Origin of the sequence: Deinococcus cellulosilyticus NBRC 106333 = KACC 11606 (assembly GCF_007990775.1) — a bacterium.
Classification (GTDB): domain Bacteria; phylum Deinococcota; class Deinococci; order Deinococcales; family Deinococcaceae; genus Deinococcus_C; species Deinococcus_C cellulosilyticus.
On record NZ_BJXB01000028.1, the window covers coordinates 62,959 to 69,650 of the forward strand.

Sequence of the window (6,692 nt, forward strand, 5' to 3'; positions counted from 1 at the left end):
CAAGAATTCACTTCATGAAAAGGGCTTTGAAGGCAGCTCGGCTTCCTGCACAACCCAGGGCCTGAGGGTCCCACGGTTGCGGCCCGAATGTTTGCTGCAGTACATGGCCTGATCTGCTGCCTGGATCAGGCCCTGGGCCGTGATGGCATCTTCCCGGGTGGCCTGCACCCCTCCCACACTGAGGGTGACATGGGGGGCCACCTCCGAAAAGGCATGGGGCAGGGCAAGTTGCAAGAGTTGTTCCCTGAGTCGCTGGCTGAGGTGCGAAAGCTGCTCCAGAGAGGTGTTGGGCAGGATCACTGCGAATTCCTCACCTCCATAACGGGCGACCACATCCCCTGCCCGTCTGAAGGTGTCCTGCAAGAGCCGGGCCACCTGTTTCAGGCACAGGTCACCTTGCGGGTGACCGTAGTGGTCGTTGTAACGCTTGAAGAAATCGATGTCACAGAGCAGCAGGCCAAGGGGCTTTTCACTGCGGGGCAGCCTGCGAACCTCCTGTTCAAGGCGTTCATCAAAGTGCCTGCGGTTGAAAATGCCCGTCAGACCATCCCGGATGGTCAATTCCTGAAGCTGTTCATTGGCCCGTGCGAGTTCATGGGTTCTCTCTCGAATGCGCACTTCAAGTTCCTCATTGGCCTTGCGAAGCTCCTCAGCCTGTGCACGATTGCGCAAGTCCAGTTCCCTGTTGGTGAGGGTCAAACCGGTGCGGTCCACCAGGGTTTGCAAGGTGGATTGTTCCTCTGCACTGAAAGGGCCTGTCTGGGGCGAACGCCACACGGTCACCACGCCTCTTTTGATGCCATGCAACACCAGTGGCAGGTCGCAGCGATGCCAGTCTGGTGTTGGGGATTCATTTGTGCAGTCAGACGTCAGGCGCTCTGAGGGGAAAATTTCCACAACACAGAACCCCTGCAGAATTTCCGCAGTGTGGTGGGTCATGGCCTGCAGCAGCGCAGGGTGTTCCATTTCAGGCTGGGCGAGGATCAACATGAAGCGGTCCAGGCCTTCCATGCGTCTGAGACGGTCCAGGCGGTCAAACTCTATTTTTTTTCGTTCCGTGATGTCCCTCCAGAACAGCAGGGCGTGGTCCTCACCCACAGCAACCATGCGGCTTTCCACACTGCGCTGACCGAGTTCAGGGTGACACAGCTGCAATTCCTGGGTTTGCATGCCATCCCCGGACAGCACCCAGCTGAGGGCTTCGGCGAGGCGGGTTTCGTCCTGCACGAACTGGGTGACCTTCTGTCCCAGCAGGGTGGATGCGCGAATGGCCCAGCGGGTCTGCTCACCAATGTTGACATCCAGGATGGTGCTGTCGCGGGTCACCCGGAACACCACATCGGGCAGGGCGTCCAGGATGGCCTGGTTGCGGGCTTCAGAGATTTCCATGGCCTGCTGGATTTTCAGGTGCTGCACCTGCTGGGCCCGGATCTGCTGCACACTCATCCGGTACATCTGCAAGATGCTCAGGGCCATCAGGAAGTACGTCAGCAGGGAGAGGATCAGCACCAGTCCTGCATGTTGTGGGGCCACCTCAATGCCAGCGACCTGCAGCAGCAGCACAGCAGCGAGTGCAGAAAACCCCAGTGCGAACAGACCCTGAGGCTTGCCCAGCAGAACAGTGGCTCCAGTCACCACCAGAGGCCAGCCTGCCAGCAGGGGCGAATTGAGCCCTCCTGCATGCCACGCCAGAAAGGCAATGCTTCCCCACAGGCCAGAGAGTGCGGTGAGGCTCAGCCAGTAAGGGCGCACGTTTCTGCACCACTGGTGAACCGTGTACAGGGCCACCAGATGCAGCACCAAAGGCAGCCACCAGAGCACATGCATGCCGCGTGAAAGGCTCTGCAGCAGGATCAAGCACAGCAGCACACCAGAGCACAGCAGCACCATTCGCTGCGAGAGCAGTTCTTCCTGGTGCAGGACCTCAGCCCTGTCCACCCCGGGTCACCCTTTCTTGTTGAAACAGGGCTGCATTGAGTGTGCGCTCCAGCAGGGCCTCTGCCTGATCTGCCGGGAGAGGCCTGGAGAAAAGGTAGCCTTGCAAGTACTCGCAACCGGCTTCGGTGAGCCACTCCTGCTGTTCTTTCTCCTCCACTCCTTCTGCCACCACCGTCATGCCGAGGTTGTGGGCCATGGTGATGATGGTGCGCACCAGTTCCAGGCACTTGGTGTCCTGCAGCATGCGCTGAATGAAAGAGCGGTCAATTTTCAGGGTGGAGGCCTGGAATTCCTGCAGGTAGCCCAGAGACGAGTAACCCGTTCCAAAATCATCAATGTGCAGGCAAATGCCCAGCTGTTGCAACATGCGGATGTTTTCCAGCACAATGCTGTCCCGCTGGAGCAGCAGGCTTTCGGTGATCTCCAGGTGCAGAAGGCGGGCAGGAAGCCCGGTGTTTTGCAGGATTTCTTTGATGGCAGGCAGCAGGTCCGCCCGGCTGAACTGGATGGTGCTGAGGTTGGCACTGACGGAGATGCCAGGTTCCTCAGGCCAGCTTCTGTTCCAGCAGGCAACCTGCCTGCAGGCCGCTTCCAGCACCTGGCGGTCGAGCTCAATGATCCACCCGGACTCCTCGGCAACAGGAATGAAAGCAGCAGGGCTCACAAAACCGCGCTGGGGGTGAATCCAGCGGGCCAGCGCCTCAAACCCATCAATTCTGCCCGTGCAGAGGTTCAGAATGGGCTGGTAGTGCACCCCAAGTCCACGCTGCATCAGGACTTCCCGCAGGTCGGATTCCAGACGGGTGCGGTCACTGACCTGTTCGTGCATGTGCACTTCAAAGAGTCGGCTCTGTCCTCCACCCAGCTTTTTGGCCTCGTACATGGCAATGTCGGCGTCCCGGAGCAGTTCTTCCGGGTGGGTGTAACGGGCGTCCCCTCGCACCATGCCCACACTGACCGTGGTCTGGATGTGCTGCCCACCAATCCAGCAGGGCTGGGAGAGTTCCCGCTGAAGCCGGATCACCACCTCCTGCACTCCCACGAGGTGAGGCACACCCTGCAGCAGCACAGCAAACTCATCTCCACCAAAGCGGGCCACCAGATCGTAGGGCCTCAGGCTGCTCTGCAAGCGTTCAGCAAGGGCGTGCAGGAACACATCCCCTGTGCGGTGGCCGTAAGTGTCATTGATTTTCTTGAAGCGGTCCAGATCCAGAAACAGCACCGCGTAATCAAACTGTCCTTCCTGCTGGCTGCGCTGAATCACCTGTTCCAGACGGGCATGAAACAGGGTCTTGTTGGGGAGCCCCGTCACCTCATCGTGAATGGCGAGGTATTCCATCTGCTGGCTGAGCTGGGCCACTTCGGTTTCCCGCTGGTCGATGTGCTTTTCGAGTTCCAGGGTGTACCTGCGTTGCTGCTGGGTGAACTGCACATGGTGCAACCCTGAACTGATCAGGTGTTGCAGGTGCTCAACATTCATCTGCTGTGCCTGATGGCTGTCAACGAGCAACAATCCCAGGTGGGTGCTGCGCACAAAAAGCGGCAGAACCAGCAGGTGGTCTGCTGGAAGCAGGTCATGCCAGGAGGGTCCTTCGGTGGCTTCAGGATGGGTGCTGAAAAAGAGCCTGTGGGGTCCATCCTGGTGTGGAGCATGCTGGGAATGCAGCACCACCGAGACCCCATCGATTCCACTCCACCTGAGGTACTGTGCGAGGTCCTGTTTCAGGCTGTCCCACTGGGTTTGCGAGATCAGGTTCAGTTCCAGACGCTGCAGCTGGCTGGTGTTGCGGTCCGGCATGAATGAGGTGCGGGACACCCGGAAAAACTGGCGGCGTTCCAGCAGCCTGCGGGTCTGGAACAGCACAGCCCGCAGCTGGGGCAGTTGCTCTGCTGTGAGGTTCCTGGTGGCTTCTGCTTCAAGCAGTTCCAGCAGGTGCATGGCCTGCGCCTCTTCATCATGGGAGGGGAAGTTCTGCAGGTGCAAATCAAGCTCCCTGAGAAAGCGTTCCTGTTCGCTGTGAGCCACAGCCTCATGCAGCATCTTCAAAAGCGGAGCGTGAGAAGAGGTCAAGAAAGCACCCAGCTCTTCTGTGGGTTGCTCTGGCATGCACGTGGATTCCCGGATCACCACTTCGGTGTCCAGCAGAAGAATCTCTGGAGTGACTGATCCCTGCACCTGCTGCATCAGCAGGTCTGCGGCATGCCATCCCTGCTGGAACAGGGGCTGGCGCACCGTGGTGAGGGGAGGGTCGACGAAAGCCGTGCCCACAGCATCATCGAAACCCACCACGGCCACATCTTCAGGCACACGCAACCCGTGCGCTTTCAGGGTGTCGAGGGCCACCAGGGCCATTTCATCGTTGGCTGCCACCACTGTATCAAAATCACGGGTCTGGGCCAGGAGTTTGCGAAGCTCCATTTCGGTGCGAGGACCATAAAATTCCCCTTGCAACCTCACCTGTTCTTCAGGACGAACCCCATGACTTTGCAGCATCTCGCAAAACACCTCTTCACGAACGCGAGCGTCCTCGTGCCCCTCGGTTCCACGCAAAAACACGAATTTGCGGTAGCCACAATCCCCAAGCAGGTGCTGCATCAGTGCAACCATGCCTGGTCTGTTGTCCACCTGCACCACTCGGTGAGGGGGCGTCTTGCGGCTCACGGTCACCACCGGAAGATTGAAACCCTCATAGAAAGCCTGAAGCTGGCTGTCGGTGCTGCGGAAACCCAGGCTGGCCGCAACCACCAGAACGCCCAGATGGTTCTCGGGGTGCAGCATGCGGTACACTTCGTTGGCCTGTTGCACGTGGGTTTCGGTGGGGTGAAGTTCCCGGCCCACAAAAACCACAGAACGCACGCCCTGAGATTTCAGTCGCGCCTGCATCCCCCGCAAAAGTTCGCGCTGGTACTCGTAAACAAAATCCAACAAGATGGCGACACTGCGCTCGGTGGTCATGGCATACCCCTGGTGAAGGCTCAGAAAGATGAAGGTGTCTGTGCTGACTTCAGTGTAGGCAGAAAGCCTCACAGCTTTCTTGCAGACACCAGAGGTGTTCCTGATGCCCCTGCAGAAGTGAACAGAAGGATTGGGTTTTCAGTTTTATCGGGGTGAACTGCAACTTCCGCGCACAATCAGGTTTCCAGGCAGCAAACGCTGCATGGGGACATGTCTTCCAGAGATGCTGTCCAGCACCTGCTTCACCAGCATGTCGGCCATTTTCTGGATGGGCTGCTCGATCACATCGATGCCAGGTTTCACGCGTGCTGTCCAGGGGTAGTTGTCAAATGCAATCAGAGAAATCTGGTGGGGGATGACCCAGCCTGCATCTTCGATGGCCCGGTGTGCCCCGATGGCTTCGCTGCCGTTGAAGGCAAAAATGGCGGTGGGAGGATCAGGCAGGGCCAGCAGTTCGCGGGTGAATTCATAGGCGTCCTGTTCGCTGTAAGGAAGCAGTTTCTGGTAGGCGTCAGGAATGTTGAGGCCACGTTCTTGCATGAGTTTCTGAAAGTGGTAGGCCCGCCACTCCGGGTACTTTTCGGGGTCATGCAGCCCCAGACCTGCAATGCGGGTGTGCCCAAGGTTCCACAGGTGTTCCAGGCCCATCCTGACGCACTGCTCATGGTCCAGCATGAGGTAATCGAAAGGGCTGTCTGGCATGTGGTGGTCCACCTCGATGATGTAGGTGCCCTTGTCCTGCATTTTCAGCAGGTACTCCCGGTTTCCCGGACCGTAAGACGGTCGCATGATCAGGGCACTCACCCGCTGGCCCGCCAGATGCCGCAGGTTGTTAAGTTCCACTTCACTGTGGTACTCGTTGTCGGCCAGCAGAAGGCCGTAACCTGAATTGCGCAGGGCACGGCCAATCTCCCGCGCAAGCTCGGCAAAAAAAGGCTCCAGGATGTCTGCCACCAGCAGCCCAATGGTGTTGTTCTTGCCCTTGCGGAGTGCACTTGCGGTGAGGTCCGGCTCATATTGCAGTTCCCGGACCGCCTGCATGACCTTCTCCAGCGTCTGGGGGGTCAGCTGTTCCGGGCGGGTGATGGCCCTTTTTGCTGTGCTGGGAGAGACTCCGGCAAGTTTTGCAACATCGTTGATGTTGGGCATGTTTTGACATTAGTCTGCCCGGGGTTCAGAAGTCAAGGCAGATGAAGCGGGGCCATTCGCTCATTTCAGGCTCAGCGGGGGTTCAGAAGAATAGACAAAAGTCCTGTGATGTGCAACACTATGAGCACGAGATCAATCCCATACCAAACGGCATAATTCTTCAGCAGAGCAAAGTGTTTCTGCTGGGATTGTGCATACACTTTCTCACCCACAGGGAGGGACACCATGAAGAAACTGCTTGCTTTGAGTCTGCTTCTGGGCATGGGGTCTGCCGCACTGGCGCAGACCACCATCACCATTGCCACCGTGAACAACCCGGACATGGTGACCATGCAGAAACTCACCCCCGAGTTCGAAAAAGCAAACCCGGACATCAAGGTCAAGTGGGTGGTGCTCCCTGAAAATGAGCTCCGTCAAAAGATCACCCTGGATGTGGCATCCGGTGCAGGAACGTTTGACATCGCCACCGTCGGAGCCTACGAAGTCCCCATCTGGGCCAAAAACGGCTGGATTGAACCCCTCGGGGCACTGTTCAACAAGAATCCCAACATCCGTGCCGCATACGATCTGGATGATCTGCTCGCTCCGGTGAGAAAAGGGCTGTCTTACAACAACCTGATTCACGCGCTGCCTTTTTATGCCGAGTCAA

The 6,692-nt window shown here is 58.1% G+C and carries 4 protein-coding genes; 1 reads left to right on the forward strand and 3 read right to left on the reverse strand.

Going from position 1 to position 6,692, the window contains the following annotated elements; all coding sequences use genetic code 11:
• Window positions 1-12: 12 nt before the first annotated feature.
• The 3 genes from DC3_RS23475 to DC3_RS23485 form a co-directional block, all read right to left on the reverse strand.
• The gene (locus DC3_RS23475; RefSeq protein WP_146889136.1) at window positions 13-1,938 is read right to left on the reverse strand and encodes a GGDEF domain-containing protein; all 1,926 of its coding nucleotides are present in this window, start codon (window positions 1,936-1,938) and stop codon (window positions 13-15) included.
• Window positions 1,925-4,894, reverse strand: coding sequence for an EAL domain-containing protein (locus DC3_RS23480; protein WP_146889139.1), 2,970 nt, complete (start codon window positions 4,892-4,894; stop codon window positions 1,925-1,927). The genes DC3_RS23475 and DC3_RS23480 overlap by 14 nt, the downstream gene beginning before the upstream one ends.
• A 144-nt stretch (window positions 4,895-5,038) precedes the next feature.
• On the reverse strand, window positions 5,039-6,043 hold the full coding sequence (locus DC3_RS23485) for a LacI family DNA-binding transcriptional regulator (RefSeq protein ID WP_146889142.1): 1,005 nt from the start codon (window positions 6,041-6,043) through the stop codon (window positions 5,039-5,041).
• A 225-nt stretch (window positions 6,044-6,268) separates the two neighbouring features.
• Here DC3_RS23485 and DC3_RS23490 point away from each other — a divergent pair.
• Window positions 6,269-6,692 (forward strand): ABC transporter substrate-binding protein (locus DC3_RS23490; protein ID WP_146889145.1); only part of this gene is annotated, 424 nt, incomplete at its 3' end.

Bases quoted from the DNA above. Each gene is read 5' to 3' on its own strand.
- DC3_RS23480 (WP_146889139.1), bottom strand. From the start codon at position 4,894: ATGACCACCGAGCGCAGTGTCGCCATCTTGTTGGATTTTGTTTACGAG.
- DC3_RS23485 (WP_146889142.1), bottom strand. From the start codon at position 6,043: ATGCCCAACATCAACGATGTTGCAAAACTTGCCGGAGTCTCTCCCAGC.